Source organism: Paraburkholderia youngii (assembly GCF_013366925.1).
GTDB lineage: Bacteria > Pseudomonadota > Gammaproteobacteria > Burkholderiales > Burkholderiaceae > Paraburkholderia > Paraburkholderia youngii.
In genome coordinates, this window is record NZ_JAALDK010000001.1 from 4,301,126 (window position 1) to 4,316,984 (window position 15,859).

The 15,859-nt window shown below is 65.8% G+C and carries 10 protein-coding genes; 3 read left to right on the top strand and 7 right to left on the bottom strand.

Annotated elements, in window-relative coordinates; translation table 11 throughout:
* Positions 1-1,491, bottom strand: a complete 1,491-nt coding sequence (locus G5S42_RS19765; protein WP_176108334.1) for a flavin-containing monooxygenase — start codon at positions 1,489-1,491, stop codon at positions 1-3.
* Between the two features lie 211 nt (positions 1,492-1,702).
* Here G5S42_RS19765 and G5S42_RS19770 point away from each other — a divergent pair, with 211 nt between their 5' ends.
* Entirely contained in the window at positions 1,703-2,371 is a 669-nt protein-coding gene (locus G5S42_RS19770; RefSeq protein ID WP_246392038.1) for a TetR family transcriptional regulator, read from the top strand.
* 93 nt (positions 2,372-2,464) lie between these two features.
* Here G5S42_RS19770 and G5S42_RS19775 read toward each other — a convergent pair whose 3' ends face one another.
* The 3 genes from G5S42_RS19775 to G5S42_RS19785 all read right to left on the bottom strand — a co-directional run bounded on the left by G5S42_RS19775 (position 2,465) and on the right by G5S42_RS19785 (position 5,631).
* Complete coding sequence (locus G5S42_RS19775) at positions 2,465-3,649, bottom strand: tetratricopeptide repeat protein (RefSeq protein ID WP_176108336.1); 1,185 nt, start codon at positions 3,647-3,649, stop codon at positions 2,465-2,467.
* A gap of 179 nt (positions 3,650-3,828) precedes the next feature.
* Positions 3,829-4,509: a PspA/IM30 family protein gene (locus G5S42_RS19780; protein ID WP_176108337.1), complete on the bottom strand. Its 681-nt coding sequence runs from the start codon at positions 4,507-4,509 to the stop codon at positions 3,829-3,831.
* A gap of 459 nt (positions 4,510-4,968) precedes the next feature.
* Positions 4,969-5,631: a hypothetical protein gene (locus tag G5S42_RS19785; RefSeq protein WP_176108338.1), complete on the bottom strand. Its 663-nt coding sequence runs from the start codon at positions 5,629-5,631 to the stop codon at positions 4,969-4,971.
* A gap of 558 nt (positions 5,632-6,189) precedes the next feature.
* On the opposite strand from G5S42_RS19785, the gene G5S42_RS19790 reads away from it, so the two are divergent.
* Positions 6,190-8,691, top strand: a complete 2,502-nt coding sequence (locus G5S42_RS19790; protein ID WP_176108339.1) for a penicillin-binding protein 1A — start codon at positions 6,190-6,192, stop codon at positions 8,689-8,691.
* 416 nt (positions 8,692-9,107) lie between these two features.
* On the opposite strand, the gene G5S42_RS19795 is transcribed toward G5S42_RS19790, so the two are convergent.
* The 3 genes from G5S42_RS19795 to G5S42_RS19805 are packed head-to-tail and all read right to left on the bottom strand — an operon-like array spanning position 9,108 to position 14,970.
* On the bottom strand, positions 9,108-10,682 hold the full coding sequence (locus tag G5S42_RS19795) for an efflux transporter outer membrane subunit (protein WP_176108340.1): 1,575 nt from the start codon (positions 10,680-10,682) through the stop codon (positions 9,108-9,110).
* 14 nt (positions 10,683-10,696) lie between these two features.
* Positions 10,697-13,825 carry an efflux RND transporter permease subunit gene (locus G5S42_RS19800; RefSeq protein ID WP_176108341.1) on the bottom strand — a complete coding sequence of 1,043 codons (3,129 nt, stop codon included), beginning with the start codon at positions 13,823-13,825 and terminating at the stop codon, positions 10,697-10,699.
* Positions 13,822-14,970 carry an efflux RND transporter periplasmic adaptor subunit gene (locus G5S42_RS19805; RefSeq protein WP_176108342.1) on the bottom strand — a complete coding sequence of 383 codons (1,149 nt, stop codon included), beginning with the start codon at positions 14,968-14,970 and terminating at the stop codon, positions 13,822-13,824. The genes G5S42_RS19800 and G5S42_RS19805 overlap by 4 nt, the downstream gene beginning before the upstream one ends.
* A 217-nt stretch (positions 14,971-15,187) precedes the next feature.
* On the opposite strand from G5S42_RS19805, the gene G5S42_RS19810 reads away from it, so the two are divergent.
* The gene (locus tag G5S42_RS19810; protein ID WP_176108343.1) at positions 15,188-15,805 is read left to right on the top strand and encodes a TetR/AcrR family transcriptional regulator; all 618 of its coding nucleotides are present in this window, start codon (positions 15,188-15,190) and stop codon (positions 15,803-15,805) included.
* The last annotated feature ends 54 nt before the right edge of the window (positions 15,806-15,859 follow it).

Here is a 15,859-nt window from a genome sequence, read left to right on the forward strand (position 1 = left end):
TCAACGCGCGAAGCGGTAATCCTGCGGCCGCACGCGCCGCGTACGCTTGCGAAAGCTGAACGTGAAGCCGGGCCAGATCGCGGTGACCTTGCCGCTCTGGGTCTGATACCAGCTATGGCAGCCGCTCGTCCATACCGCGTGCCGCATCTCCTGCTGCAAACGCGCATTGAAATCGCGCTGCACGTCGGCGCGCAGGGTCATCGTGCGCGCATTGCGTTTGCGCAGCACGCGCAGGCAATCGCCGATGTAGCGCAGTTGCGACTCGATCATGTAGATCATCGAGTTATGGCCGAGCCCCGTGTTCGGGCCGACGATCATGAAGAAGTTCGGGAAGTTCGCGATGCTCGTGCCGAGATAGGCCTCCGGGCCATCGCGCAGCCATAGCGTGCTGAGGTCGGTGCCGTCGAGGCCGGTCACTTCGAACGGCGCGGGCACGTCGTTGACCTGGAAGCCGGTGCCGCAGATGATCGCGTCCGCGCGGTGATGCACGCCGTCCTCGGTCACGATGCCATCCGCGACGATCTCGCGAATGCCGCTCGTCACGACATCGACGTTCGGCTGGCACACGGCCGGGTAATAGTCGCTCGACAGCAGCACGCGCTTGCAGCCGAGCCGATAGTTCGGCGTGAGCTTCGCGCGCAGCGCCGGGTCCTTGACGCGTCGCTCCAGATAGCTGAGGCCGAACTTCATCGGCATCTCCATCAGCTTCGGATTGACGACGAACGCGATCCCACGCGATTCGAGCTGCCAATAGATCGCGCTGCGAACGAAGCGCTGCGTGAACGGCAGCGTACGGAACAGCCATTGCGCGCGCGGGCCGATCGGCTTGTCGCGCTTCGGCATCACCCAAGGCGCGGTGCGCTGGAACAGGTCCAGATGCGCGACGCGCGGCTGGATTTTCGGCACGAACTGGATCGCGCTCGCGCCGGTGCCGATCACCGCGACGCGTTTGCCGTCGAGCGGATACGCGTGATCCCAGCGCGCCGAGTGAAACAGCTTGCCTTCGAAACGTTCGATGCCGGCGATGCGCGGCAGCGCGGGACGCGACAGCGGACCGTTCGCGGCGATCAGCACGTCGGCCTCGATAATTTCGCGCACACCGTTCGTGTCGAGCTCGACGAGCCAGATCTGCCGCGCTTCGTCGAAGCGCGCGGCGCTCACTCTCGCATTGCAGCGCACATAGCGATCGACGCCGTACTTGCGCGCGCAGTGCTGCAGATACGCGAGAATTTCGGCCTGGCTGCTGAACGAGCGCGACCACGCCGGATTCGCCTCGAACGAAAACGAATACAGATGCGAAGGGACGTCGCAGGCCGCGCCGGGGTAGGTATTGTCGCGCCACGTGCCGCCGATGCCGCTTGCGGCCTCGTAGACGGTAAACGATGTGATGCCCATCTGCTGCAGACGGATCGCCATGCCGATGCCGGCAAAGCCACTGCCGACGATCGCAATGCGCGGCGCGGTGGATGAGGGGGAGGGGGCAGGCGTCACGGCGGTCTCCGGCACGGGCGAAAGCGGGGGTGAAACGACAGTGGCTACCGAGCGGCGGGCTCGCGCGGCGCGTACGGCCGAAGCCGAAATCGCGCGTCAACACCTGTCTATACATGGCTTACCGCGCAGGGTAGACAACCGTACACATCGCGTCAAGATCGTTTAGAGTGCAGCTATTGAACGCGTATACCGCGCGATGATTGAACGCACGATGACCACTGTCCCCGAAGCATCGTCCGTCGCCGGCCCGGAGTTGCCGCCCGGCAAGCGCAAGCTGATCGAAGCCGCCCTGCGGTTGACCGCCGGCGGCCGCAGTTTCGCGAGCCTCGGCTTGCGCGAGCTCGCGCGCGAGGCGGGCCTCAATCCGAACACGTTCTACCGTCATTTCAGCGCGCTCGACGAACTCGCGCGCGAAGCCGTCGCCGCCGTGAGCCGTCGGCTTCGGCCGATGCTGCGGCGCGAGCGCTGGCTCGCCGCGCATGACGAGCCGCACAGCGTGCCGCGGCGCGCATGCGTCGCTTTTTTCGCGTTTGCGCTCGCGAACCGCGAGGCGTTCCTGAGCGCGCTGGCGGAGTACCACGGCACGTCGCCGGCCTTGCGCGAAGCGGTGCGCGCGAACCTGCACGAGGTGTCGGCGGAAATGGCGGACGACGTCGTGCAACTCGAACTGATGCCGCGACTTGCGCGCGAAACCGTCGACGAAGTCTGCACGCAGATCGTGCTGCAACTGTTTCATCTATCCGCTGAATACATCGACGCGAACGACGCGCGCCGCGACGCATTGATCGATTACGCCGAGCGTTTCATCGTGCGGCTGTTCGCAGGGGCGGTTGTGCTCGCGCAGCACGAGGGTAGCCAGGCGGAATCGGCGCGGGCCTGAAATAAGCGCAAGCGCTACACAAAACCGGCAGGCAAAAAAACAGGCTCCGCGAAGGAGCCTGTGTTTCATTCGACGCGGATCGACCGGGTGAGATCAGGTATCGGTCCAACCGCCGGAATCGTCGTTGCTGCCCATGTCGATGCCGCCGCCGCTGCCGTCATCGTTCCAGTCGTTCGAACCCTGACCGAAGTCGAGGCCGCCGCCGTTTCCGCCGTCGTTGCCGCGCCGGCGCAGTTCGTCGGGGTCGACGACCACGTCGCGCTCGATCACGCGGTCACGCCCATGACTGAGCGCCTCGCCAAGCAGCACGCCGGTCAGCAGACCGCCCATGCCGCCACCCATGCCACCGCCTTGCTGCACGATGACCTGCGGCTGCTGCTGAACCGGACCCTGTTGCGGATAAGGCGGCTGCGGATTGCCGAAGCGCTCGGCCTCCTGCGCATACGCCGATTGCTGGGCGGTGCCCACCGACGCGGCGGTCGGATCGGGCCGGCCGTCGGCGCGCGCACGCAGGCTCGCGATGCGTTGCTCGAACTCGTCGAGTGCATAAGGCGGCAGCGGATTCTTGCCGTTCGACAGCGTTTCGACAGTGCCGCGCAACTGCTCTTCGGTCGCTTCGACGTCTTTCTCGAGCAACTCGTGACCCGGCGCGGTGGACAGCTTCACGTCGAGCTTGATCGAACGCACCGTGTTGAGCATGTCGGTTGCACGCTTCAATTGCGCGCGACGGTCCTCGTCAGCGCGAGTGTCTTCCTGGCCGCGCGCGCGGCGCAAGGTCCAGCGCAGCACAAACGCGATCGCCACGATCAGAACAACGATACCGATCCACATACCCACCCCCGGACCATGCCGTAATTGCGCTTGCGACGCCATTGCCGACTGTTGCTGCACAGCAGGCGCATTCTGCTGCGCGAACGGATTCGCGGCATGACGGGTGACGTTGTTGCCCGCGCGCTCCGCGTCGCGGCGCAGGCGCGCTTCGGTTTGCGCGAAGCGGCTCGGGTCGGTGAAACGGATCTGCGGATCGAGCGTCTTCGCCTGTTGGAGTTGCGCGAGCGCCTCGGCGGAACGGCCTTCGCGATCGAGCACCTGGGCGTACAGATAATGCGCGTGTGCGTTGTTCGGATGCGCTTGCAACACTTCGGTGAGGCCGGCGTCGGCCTGCTGCCAGTTGCCCTGCGCCATCGCCGATTCGATTTGCTGAGCGGTCGGCACCGCGAACGCCGCGGCCGACACGAGCAGCAGCGAAGCGAAGGCGGTTGCGAAAAGTTTTTTCATTTGCGGACCGGGCGGGGCGCGCCCGTCTCCATCAGTCGATTGCGGTGGCTGCCTGTGGCGGCCGATATGCCGGTGCGTTCAGGAGCGAGCGCACCGGCATGTACTGCTACTGCTGTTGTCACTGCCGCGTGTACCTGCTTCGCGTACTTGCCATGAGGTGGTACACCCGCATCCAGCATTTACTGCGCCGGCGTATTGAGCTGCTTCTTCAGCGCTTCGAGGCGGTCGTCGACGGACGGGCCGCGGTTCAGGTCCGCGAGTTTGTCGTCGAGCGCCTTGCCGCTTTTCTCGTCGGCGGAGTTCAGACGCGCGTCGGAACGCGCGTTCGACAGCGCGACTTTGTCTTCGAGCTTCTGGAAATCTTCGGACAGGTTCTTGCCGCCGATGCCGCCGAGTGCCGTGGCCGCCGTATCTTTCGCCTGCGCGATCTGCTGCTTGGCTTGCAGGATGTTCGAGCGTGCGTTCAGGTCGTTGCGGCGCGTGCGCATGTCCTCGATCTGGCTCTTCAGTTGCGCGACCGACGGCTCCAGCGTGGTCAGCTCTTTCGTCAGTGCATCGCGTTCGGCTTCGGCGGTGGCCTGCGCGCCGAGCGCTTCACGCGCGAGCGCTTCGTCGCCGGACTGCAGCGCACGACGAGCACCGTCTTCATACTTCTTCGCCTTGTCCGCGGCAACATCGCGCTTGCTTTGCTGGGTGGCGACCTGCGCCTGAATCTCGATCAGCGAGTTCTCGGCCTTGCCGATGCTGTCGTCGAGTTCGCGCACGATCTGGCGCGAGTCACGCGACGGATCCTGCACCGAGTCGGCCGCATCGTTCAGAAGACCCTTGAGCGTGCGCGAAATGCTGTCAAAAAGCGACATGAAAACCTCCAGAGAATGTGAGCGGCGCCGACGATGCGTGCGCGCCTGACTGCTTTGAACTACTGCTACTTTACGCCGCCGCGCGCGATGCTGCGCAACGTTCGGACCGGAGTTCGGGGCGTACTTGCCAATTGCAATAGCGCGGTCCGTTTTTGTTGGGGCGCAATGCCGGGTCGAGGCTTGCCTGGATGATGAAAAGCCGCGACGGGCATGGACTTGACGGCGGATATTACACCATCGGCTGTCTTAAAGATGGCTTGAACGACGCGGCTTTCCGGAGGCTGAAGCGATGCTGGAAAGCCACTGTTTGCAAGCGTGTGCGGGCATTATCGAGCAGCGGTTCATACAGGTGTCACTGATGTAACGATATGCAACGCGGACTCGTTGCATACCTCCGCCTGTTCGTTCGGATGCAGTGATCGCGGCTCGATGCGCGGTAATTTTCCGTCACGCTTTCGGTCACGCGAAGCGGCCGCCTTCGGCGCTCGGGTCGCTGTGCGGTTCGTCGTCGTCGGGGGCCGGCTCGTTGGGGCGGCGCTTCAGAGAGTTGCGCAGACGCGCCGAGGTGCCGGACAGCCGTTGCGACGCGGCATGTTCGATTGCGTCCGTCTCCGTGTTTTCGGCGTTGTCGGCGGCTCGTGCCGCGGTCAGACGCGCGACGGCTTCGGCGGTGGCCGCCGCCTGTTCGTCCTGCTCGGCGGCGAGCGCGGCGGCGACACCCGCGGGAAGCAGCGGGGCGGGGGAATTGGCAGCGTCCGTCGCGACAGCGGGGCGACCGGCTGGCGGCGTTGCGGGCGGGTGCGCGGCATCGGCTGCGCCGGCAGCCGCGCTTGCCGCGTCTTTGTCAGGCGCTTGCAGCGACGCCGGCAGGGCGGCGCGCGCATAGCGCGTACCGCGCGCGACGCGTTGCAGCGCCGCGTTCAGCGCATCGGGCGCGCGCGGCGCGCGCAGCCGGTCGACGATGCTCGCGGCCTTGACCTGCTCGCTGGTCGCACCGAAGCTCAGCACCGCGCGCCGCATCAGTTCGCTTACGCTGATGCCCAGTTCCTCCGCGGTCGCGGTAATCGCACGTTTCTGCGCGGTCGTGACGAATACGACGATGCGCTCGCTGGGCTTGGACATGATCGACTCGCAGTCTTGTTGGCATGGGCGGGTCGGCGCGTGCCGCCGGATACGGTGTCGAACCCGTCAACGGAGCTGCCGGTGGAACCCGCCGCTGGGTCCCCGTCGCGCGCATCGAAAGACGTGCGCGGGGTTCATCATATGACGAGTTGCGCCGCCACGGAATAAGCGTGATGCGAAAATCCCGTGACATCAATGAGTTGTAGTGATTGCGGCCGGTTTGTCCACAGCCCTTTCAACAGAAAATGTTGATAACCCCGCATAGGCCGCGCTTCGCACGCACGCTGCGATCCGCACTGCGCGAAATTACAGCCCCTTGCCAGGAAAAGGCGGCCGCCGAAGGGAATTCTTACAAAAAAACCGCGTTGGAACGCTGCTGATTTCTTTAAAATGCGCTGTTACGTTGCGCCGGACATGGTCCGAGGCGTGCCGTGCGGCCGGCCGGGGGCAAGGTCCGCAGGGCGGCGTACGTCCCCGGCCAGGATGTCGATCACGACCCATGCGCGCGCCGTGTGCGCGTGCAGACAGGCGCGCAGTTGCGGGCCCATTACTCCAGTCATGCCAATCATCAAACGACCGCATTCCTCGAATTCTCCGGCCGGTGAAGACCGGGACTCCCATCAACGCACCCCAGGACGCAATGCTGCTTCGCGCGACGCCGAGTACGGCCGTCGTTCGATCGGAGCGTCGCTCATGCTGTGGTTTATCGGCCTGATCGCGACCGTCGCCGTGATCGGCGCGCTGATCGTCGGCTATGCGCTCGTCGTGATGGGGCCGCAGTTGCCGTCGCTCGACGCGCTCACCGACTATCGCCCGAAGGTGCCGCTGCGCGTCTACACCGCAGATCACGTGCTGATCGGCGAATTCGGCGAGGAGCGCCGCAGCCTCGTGCGCTTCCAGGACATCCCCGACCAGATGAAGAAAGCGGTGCTCGCGATCGAGGACTACCGCTTCTACGAACACGGCGGCGTCGACTTCGTCGGCATTCTGCGCGCCGGTTTCGCCGACCTTGCGCATGGCGGCGCATCGCAGGGCGCGAGCACGATCACGATGCAGGTCGCGCGCAACTTCTTCCTCTCCAGCGAGAAGACCTATACCCGCAAGGTCTACGAAATGCTGCTCGCGTACAAGATCGAGCGAGCGCTGACGAAAGACCAGATCCTCGAGCTGTACATGAACCAGATCTACCTGGGCGAGCGCGCATACGGCTTCGCCGCGGCCGCGCGCGTGTACTTCGGCAAGGACCTGAAGGACATCTCGCTGGCCCAGGCCGCGATGCTCGCGGGCCTGCCGAAGGCGCCGTCCGCGTATAACCCGGTCGTCAATCCGAAGCGCGCGAAGATCCGTCAGGAGTACATCCTGCGACGCATGCTCGAACTGCGCTACATCACGCAGCAGCAGTATGACCAGGCCGCGAAGGAAGAGATTCACACGAAGAATCCGGGCAACGAGTACAGCGTGCATGCCGAGTACGTCGCCGAAATGGTGCGGCAGATGATGTACGCGCAGTACAAGGATGAAACCTACACGCGCGGCCTGAACGTCATGACGACGATCGATTCCGCCGATCAGGACGCCGCGTACCGCGCGGTGCGCAAGGGCGTGATGGACTACGAGCGGCGCCACGGCTATCGCGGACCGGAGGGCTTCGTGCAGTTGCCCGAGGCCGGCGACGACCGCGACCAGACCATCGACGACGCGCTGACCGATCACCCGGACAACGGCGAGATCATCGCCGGCGTGGTGACGGCCGCGAACGCGAAGCAGGTGGTCGCGCAACTGGTCGACGGTACGCAGGTGACGGTGTCGGGCGACGGCCTGCGCTTCGTCGCCGCCGCGCTGAGCCCACGCGCGAACCAGACGCTGCACATCAGGCCGGGTTCGATCGTGCGCCTCATCGCCGACGACAAGGGCAACTGGCAGATCACGCAGCTGCCGCAGGTCGAGGGCGCGCTGGTGTCGCTGACGCCGCAGGACGGTGCGATCCGCGCGCTGATCGGCGGTTTCGACTTCAACAAGAACAAGTTCAACCATGTGACGCAGGCGTGGCGCCAGCCGGGTTCGAGCTTCAAGCCGTTCATCTATTCGGCCGCGCTCGACAAGGGTCTCGCCCCGGCGACGATCATCAACGACGCGCCGCTGTACTTCCCGCCGAGCACGCCGGGCGGCGACGCGTGGGAGCCGAAGGACGACGACCAGCCTGATGGTCCGATGTCGATGCGCGTCGCGCTGCAGAAGTCGAAGAACCTCGTGTCGATCCGCATCCTGTCGTTCATCGGCACCAGGTACGCGCAGGACTTCGTCACGCAGCGCTTCGGTTTCGACGCCGACAAGACCCCGCCGTATCTGCCGATGGCGCTCGGCGCGGGCCTCGTCACGCCGCTGCAGTCGGCGGGCGCGTACTCGGTGTTCGCGAACGGCGGCTACCGGATCAATCCGTATCTGATCAACGAAGTGACCGACGCGCGTGGCGTGGCGATCTCGCGCGCGCAGCCGCTCGTCGCTGGGCACGATGCGCCGCGCACGCTCGAGCCGCGCAACGCGTACATCATGAACAGCCTGTTGCACTCGGTCGCGACCGCGGGTACGGGCGCGGGCACCAACGTGCTGAAGCGCTCGGACCTGCAGGGCAAAACCGGTACGACCAACGATGCTAAGGACGGCTGGTTCGCCGGCTATCAGCAGTCGCTGGTGGCGGTCGCCTGGATGGGCTATGACCAGCCGAAGAGTCTCGGCAGCCGTGAATTCGGCGCGCAGCTCGCGCTGCCGATCTGGGTCGAGTACATGCAGCGCGCGCTGCGCGGTGTGCCACAGGCCGAGCCGCCGCAACCCGACGGCGTGACGGCGATGGACGGTGAGTTGTTCTTCAGCGACAAGTTGCCGGGGCAAGGCTTCGTCGCGAGCATCGGTCTCGATTCGAGCAATCCGATGGCCGGCGCGACCGATGCGGTGGGCGGTGTGGGGCCGGCCGGCATGACGCCGCCGGTGGTGCCGCCGCCGAGCGTGTCGACGACCGAGAAGAAGCAGATCATGGATCTGTTCGAGTCGAACAAGCCTTGATGTTTTTGACAGCGCGTACGCGGTCGGCTTCGGCGGGTCGCGCACGCGTCCACCCCTTCGGGTCGGATTCCTGACCTATCCTTCCTTCTTTGCGCGATGCGTGCGCGATGCGTGCGCGAATGCATCGGCGGCTGAATCCATCGCGCGCTCAAGCACTTGGACGCGATCTGCAGGCCTTATCAACAGGTCTTTCAACACATTCTGTGGATAACGGCGCTGGCCGTTTTTTTTCCCGTTGTGACTCCGCTTGATCGTGTCGTTGCTTCGAAATTGCTACGCCCAATAACACGCGGGACAAAGCGATTCGCCTCAAGCACTTAGACGCTTCGCCCCTGGCTTATCAACAAGTCTGTCAACACAAACTGGGGATAACACGAACTGGAAATAAGTGCGGCGTTCGGTAGGGAATCCCAGGTTTAGTTGGATGCGGTTGTGTTCGGTGTACCGACGGGCGCCGACGCAGACGCAGCAGTCGAAGCGGCCGCCGCCGGCGCGGACGACGTCCGGCCCTGATCGAGCGGCGGATTCCCCATCGCTTGCAACAGCGCAGCCGTGTCAGTGAGCCGCGCACTCGTATAGCGGATCTCGTCGAGCTGCGCGTTGCGCCATTGCTGCTCGCTCGAACGGGTCGCCGCGACGGGCAGCGAGCCGAGCCGATAGCGCGCCGACGTCTCGTTGAACACGCCCTGTGCCGAACGCGCGGCGATGTTCGCGGCATCGAGCGACTGCGCGTCGTGCTCGAGCGAGGCGAGCGTATCGGCGACGTTCTGGAACGCGGCCAGCACGGTCTGTTTGTACTGCGACACGCTCGCTTCGTAGGTGTGTTGCGCCGCGCGGCGCTGCGCGAGCAGCGCGCCGCCATGAAACAGCGGTTGCGACAGCGACGCGCCGATGCTCCAGATCGCCCCCGCACCGGACATCGCGACCGGCCAGCTAAACCCGCCTTGTCCCATCGATGCCGACAGCGACAGACTCGGGAACATCTGCGCGGTGGCGACGCCGACATCGGTCGCAGCGGCCTTCAGCGCGGCGTCGGCGGCCTCGATGTCAGGCCGCGTGCGTAGCAGCTCCGACGGCACCACGACCGGCACCTGCTCGGGCAGATGCAATTGCGCGAGATCGATGTCGTCCGGAGCGGCATCGGGCGTGCGGCCAAGCAGCACCGCGAGCGCGTGACGCGTGGTGAGCCACTGTTGCTTCAGCGCCGGCAGACTCGCCGACACGCTCGCCGCGCTCTGCTGCGCGTTCAGCAGATCGGCATGCGAGACCGCGCCGAGCGCGAAGCGCCGTTCGGTATCGCGCGCCTGATCGTTGGCGAGGACCACGAGCCGCTCGGTCGTATCGATCTGCGCGTGCAGCGCGGCGCTCGTGATCGTCGCGGTCACGATGTTCGCCGCGAGCGCGCGCCGCGCCGCCTCCAGCTGGTAGACCTGCACGTTCACGCGCGCGGCGAGCGCCGCGTTCGCGAGGCGCGCGGAGCCGAACAGATCGAACGTGTAGTGCGCCTGCAACTGGCCGACGAACACGTTGTACAGAAACGTGTTCGGTCCGATCTCGGGGATCGCGAGCGCGCGATTGCGGGTGGCCTGGCCGCCGGCGTCGATGGTCGGCAGCAGCGAACTGCCGACCTGCGCGCGCAACTGCTCGCGCGCGGCGGCGAGACTGCGGTCGGTCGCGTCGAGCGTCGGACTATTGCGCAAGCCTTCGTCGACGAGCGCGTTCAGCGCCTCGGAGCGGTACAGCTTCCACCATTCGGGCACCGGTTGCGCGCCGGTCACGAACTGCTGCGTGATGCCCTGCGCGGGTACGGTTTGCGTCGGCAGCGGCTCGGCACCGTAGTGCGCGGGCTGCGGCATCGCGGGCGCGTCGCCGTTCGGTCCGAACGAGCAGGCGCTGAGCATGCAGGTGATGCTCGCGATGCCGGTGGCAAGCGTGGTGCGGGCCAGCGCGTCGAAGCGCGCGCGGCGGCGGGACAGGGCGGGAATAGTCATGCTCGTGCTCATGCTCAGTTACCCGTATGCGTGGCGCCGGAACCGGACGGCGTCTGCGGCTCGCGCTCGTCGGCTCGCACGCGGAACGACACGGCGTACAACGCGGGCAGATAGAACAGCGTCAGGATCGTCGCGCTCGTGATGCCGCCCATCAGCGCGGTCGCCATCGGCCCGAAGAAGTTCGAGCGCAACAGCGGGATCAGCGCGAGCACGGCGGCGGCGGCGGTCAGCGTGATCGGCCGGAACCGCCGCACGGTCGCGCCGACGATCGCGTCGAAACGCTTGTGCCCCGACGCGATGTCCTGCTCGATCTGATCGACGAGAATCACCGAGTTGCGCATGATGATGCCGAACATCGCGATCACACCGAGCATCGCGACGAAGCCGAACGGCTGGCCGAACAGCAGCAGCGTGAGCACGACGCCGATCAGGCCGAGCGGCGCGGTCAGCACGACCATCAGCACGCGCGCGAAGCTTTGCAGCTGGATCATCAGCAGCGTCAGCACCGCGATCACCATGATCGGAATCTGCGCGTTGATCGAGGTTTGACCCTTGGCGCTTTCCTCGACGGAGCCACCGATCTCGATCCGGTAGCCGACCGGCAATGTCGCGCGGATCGGCGCGAGCGCGCGGTCCACCGCGTGCGTGACGTCGATGCCTTGCGCGCCGGCCGCCACGTCGGACTGCACGGTGATGGTCGGCTGGCGGTCGCGTTCCCAGATCACTCCGTATTCGAGGTCGTTGCGCAGATGTCCGAGGGTGCCGAGCGGGACCGGGCCGTTCGGCGTCGGCATCGCGAGCGCGGTCAGCTGCGACGGGTCGACGCGTTCGGCGCGCGGCGCGCGCAGATCGACGCTGATCAGCTTGTCGCGCTCGCGATACTGCGTGACCGTGTAGCCGGACATCGTCAGCGCGAGGAAGCTGGAGATGTCTTCGGATGTCACGCCGAGCTCGCGCGCGCGTTTCTGGTCGATCTCGAAGCGCACCGAGCGCTCGGCGGGCTCGTCCCAGTCGAACTGCACGTTGCGCGTGCCGCGATTGGCGCGCATCGTCGCGGCGACGCGTTCGGCGATCGAGCGCACGGTCGCGATGTCGTCGCCGCTCACGCGGAACTGCACCGGATAGCCGACCGGCGGGCCGTTCTCGAGGCGCGACAGGCGCGTGCGGATCGCCGGGAAGTTGTTGCGCAACTCCGGTTCGAGCCACTGCGCGAGCTTTTCGCGATCCTTGACCGTCTTCGCGGTGATCACGAACTGCGCGAAGTTCGGCTGCTGCAATTGCTGATCGAGCGGCAGATAGAAGCGCGGCGCGCCGGTGCCGACGAAGCTGACCGAGTGATCGATTTCCGGCCGCCCCTTGAGAACCTGTTCGAGCCGCTGCGCCTGGCGCAGCGTGGCATCGAACGACGCGCCTTCGGGCAGCCGCACATCGACCAGCAACTCCGGCCGGTCCGAGCTCGGGAAGAACTGCTGCGGCACCAGCGAGAAGCCGGCCATCGCGAGCACGAACAGCAGCACGGTGATCGCGAGCACCACGAAGCGCCGTTCGATGCACCAGCCGATCCAGCCGCGCAAACGCGTGTAGAAGCGCGTGTCGTAGATGTCGTGTTCGTGATCGTCGGGCTCGTGCGCGTGGCGCTTACGCTCGGGCAGCATGTGATAGCCGAGCAGCGGAATCAGCACGACCGCCGCGAGCCACGACGCGATCAGCGCGATCGCCGACACCTCGAAGATCGAACGCGTGTACTCGCCGGTGCTGGATTTCGCGAGCGCGATCGGCAGGAAGCCGGACACGGTCACGAGCGTGCCGGTCAGCATCGGAAACGCGGTGCTGGTGTACGCGAAGGCCGCGGCGCGCGTGCGGTTCCAGCCTTGCTCGAGCTTCACCGACATCATTTCGACCGCGATGATCGCATCGTCGACGAGCAGGCCGAGCGCGAGCACAAGGGTGCCGAGCGATACCTTGTGCAGGCCGATATCGAACAGGTACATGCACAGCGCGGTGACCGCGAGCACCACCGGAATCGAGATCACGACGACCATGCCGGTGCGCACGCCAAGTGACACCAGACTCACGATCAGCACGATCGCGACCGCTTCGGCGACCGCTTCGAGGAAGTCGTTCACAGAGCGCGCGACCGCGTGCGGCATGCTCGATACTTCGACCAGATTCAATCCGACGGGCAGCGCGGCGCGCAGTTGGGTCATCTGCTGATCGAGCGCGCGGCCGAGGCGGATCACGTCGCCGCCCGGCTGCATCGTCACGCCGATGCCCAGCACGGGTTTGCCGCCGAAGCGCATCTGCGTGACGATCGGGTCGTCGTAGCCGCGCCTGATCGTCGCGATGTCGCCGAGACGGAACGTGCGGTTGTTGATGCGGATCAGCGTGTCGGCAAGCGCGTTGACGTCGTTGAACTGGCCGCTCGGGCGCACGAACACGCGGTCGTCGGTGGTGGTGAGCGTGCCCGCGGGCGCGATCGCGTTCTGCGCGTTGATCGCCTGGCCGAGCTGTTGCGGCGAGATGCCGAGACGCGTCAACTGCGTGTTCGCGATCTCGATGTAGATGTGCTGATCGGGGTCGCCGAAATAGTCGACCTTGCCGACGCCCGGCACGCGCAGCAGCACCGAGCGCAACTGGTCCGCGTAATCATGCAGTTGCGCGGCGGAAAAGCCGTCGCCTTCGAGCGTGTAGATGTTGGTGTAGACGTCGCCGAATTCATCGTTGAAGAACGGGCCCTGGATGCCCGGCGGCAAGGTCGCCGAGATGTCGCCGACTTTCTTGCGCACCTGGTACCACGTCTCGGGCACCTGGCTCACCGGCGCCGAGTCTTTCATCGTGAAGAAGATCAGCGATTCGCCGGGGCGCGAGTAGCTGCGCACGAAATCGATGTACGGCGTTTCCTGCAGCTTGCGGCCGATGCGATCGGTCAGCTGCTCCTGCACCTGGCGCGCGGTGGCGCCGGGCCAGAACGTGCGGATCACCATCACGCGGAACGTGAAGGGCGGGTCTTCCGATTGCGCGAGCCGCGTGTAGGCGAGGATGCCGAACGCGGTGGCGAGCGCGATCAGGAACACGACCAGCGCCTGATGACGCAGCGCCCACGCGGAAAGATTGAAGCGGCCTTCTTCGTGCGCCGTGCTCATGAAGCGAAGTCCTCGGGATGCAGCGGCGCGATCGCGCGGACTTTCTCGCCGGCGCTCACGGTGTGCACCCCTTGCAGTACGACGCTTTCGCCATCTTTCAGGCCCGCGCTGACGACAAACGTGCGCTCGTAGTAGCGCGTGACGGTCACGCGACGCAGCTCGAGCGTGTTGTCCGCGGCGCGCACGACCCACACGGCCGGTTCACGCCCCTCGTGAAACAGCGCGGTGACCGGCAGCGTGAACACGCCGTGCTGCGCGGCCGCCGCGGTGAGCGGTACGGCCGGCGTGACGTCGGCGGTCATGCCGAGGCGCACGTCGGCGCCGGCATCGACGAGCGTCAGACGCGCGCGCCATGTGCGGCTTTGCGGATCGGCGGCCGGCGACAGCTCACGCACGCGCGCGCTGAGCTTGCGGCCCGGCAGCGCGGCGAGCGTGACGCTCGCATTCTGGCCGACCGCGAATGCGGCGAGCGCCCTTTCGGGCACGTCGCACAGGACGTCGAGGTCGCCGCTCCACGCGAGGTTGTAGACGGCCTGACCCGCCGACACGTTTTGTCCCGTGTCCGCCTGTTCAGCCGTGATGACGCCCGCATGACCGGCGGTGAGCGTCGTGTACTGCAGTTGGTTCTTCGCGAGCGCCGCCTGCTGCTGCGCCTGATCGCGCTGCGCGAGCGCGGAAGCGTAGGCGTTGGTGGTCTGTTCGAGCTGCGCCGGCGCGATCAGGTTTTCCTTGGCCTGGGCCCTGTCGCGTTCGAGCTGCTGCTGCGCATAGACGAGGTTGTGCTGCGCGGCTTCGACCTGCGCCTGCGTGCTCGCGGCGTTTTTCTGCGCATCGGCCGGGTCGAGCAGCGCGACGACTTCGCCGCTCTTCACCGTGTCGCCGAGCCGCACCCGCCGCTCGATGATCTTGCCGGCGACGCGAAACGACAGCGGCGTCGAATAGCGCGCCTGCACTTCGCCGGGCAGCGACGCCGCCTGCAGCGCGTGACCGTCCGCATGCACGGCAAGCGCGACCACCGGGCGCGGCGCGGGTGCCGCGGCCTCCTTCTTCGAGCAGGCCGAGAGCGCGAGCACGCCTGCCAGCGCCAGCGCGCAGGCGTGCCTGGAGAAACCGCGGTGATGGGATGGGGGAGACTGCTGGCGCATCGCTGACGATGCGGGAGAACCGGGACGCTTCACAATTACCCCAACTGGAGACAGCGAACGAACACGGCAAGCCGCGTGGCCCGCCAGCGAAGACCTGCACGCCGTTCATGCTAATGGCATACAGATATGGCTTTGGATGAAGAAATGCATTCTAATACACTCGTGTATCTGAATGTATAGATGGATTTGAATTCTTTTGGATGCTAGGCTTGCGGCCATGAAACGTCAAAGACTGACACGAGAGCAGAGCAAAGACCAGACGCGGGGGCGGCTGCTCGATGCTGCGCAGGCAACTTTCATGAAGAAGGGCTTCGTCGCGGCGAGTGTCGAGGACATCGCGGCGGCGGCCGGCTATACGCGCGGCGCGTTCTATTCGAACTTCCGTAGCAAGACCGAGCTGTTTCTGGAGCTGTTGCGGCGTGATCACGAAGCGATGCAGGCGGGACTGCATGCGATCTTCGAAAACGCGGCGTCGCGCGAGGAGATGGAGGCGCGCGTGCTGCGCTACTACAGCTCGCTGCATCGCGAGAACAAGTGTTTTCTGCTATGGGTCGAGGCGAAGCTGCTGGCGGTGCGCGACGGCCGTTTCCGGCTGCGCTTCAACGCGTTCATGCACGAGAAGATCGAACAGTTGAGCGCCTATGTGCGCGAGTTCTCGGAGCGCGTGGGCACGCCGATGTCGATGCCGCCCGAGCAGCTCGCGATCGGACTGATGGGGCTATGCGACGGCGTGCAGTTCTTCTACACAGTCGATCCGCAGAATGTGCCGACCGAAATGGCCGAAATGGTGCTGGCGGGGTTTTTCTCGCGCGTGGTGTTCGGGCGCGATGCATGACAGTGGGCGTTGAGCCCGGATGCAAGAACGCGCGCCCCCAACGGATCGCGCATC